Annotated in this window: 1 protein-coding gene; it reads right to left on the reverse strand. The window is 47.8% G+C overall.

Annotation, left to right across the window (positions count from 1 at the left end; genetic code table 11):
• Positions 1-510: hypothetical protein (locus HGH47_RS12290; RefSeq protein WP_432912778.1), on the reverse strand; the 510-nt coding region annotated here is incomplete at both ends.

Consider the following 510-nt stretch of genomic DNA (forward strand, 5'->3'; position numbering starts at 1 on the left):
CCGCACGGTTGATCCCACCGGGAGTCGGTGTAGCAAAGAACGACCGAGTCTCCCCAGATACTTTCAGGGGTAACCTTTTTATCTTCACTTCGATTGCCAAAATCCGCCCTGCCTTGTGCGATGATGACCTTGTTAATTCTGAAAAGCTTTGCAAGGTTCGCCTCGTCAACTTTTTTTATCAAGTTTGCTTCACCGAGGTATTTCAAAAGAACCGGATGGTATTCAAGGGCATCATAGACAGCCTCGCTGAGCACCATCGTATTGGGTCGGAAAAAGCATTTTTTTATCGCCGCGTCGATCGCTTCAACGGGATTACCTCCTGCCGTATCGGAGGCTCCAGACCATTTATGTTCCGCTTTCGTTCCTTTCCCCGAAAGCTTTGTATTGCGGCCATCCAAATTGGTAACTAAATCGGCAATGCGCTTTTCTTGCGCAAGCTCAAGTTTTGTTATCAAAAGTTCGGTTTTGCGCCGCTCCCATAATTTGAACGGCCCGTCTTGAACCTCTAAG

The sequence above is a fragment of the Treponema sp. OMZ 805 genome (assembly GCF_050937395.1).
In the GTDB taxonomy this organism is placed as follows: domain Bacteria; phylum Spirochaetota; class Spirochaetia; order Treponematales; family Treponemataceae; genus Treponema.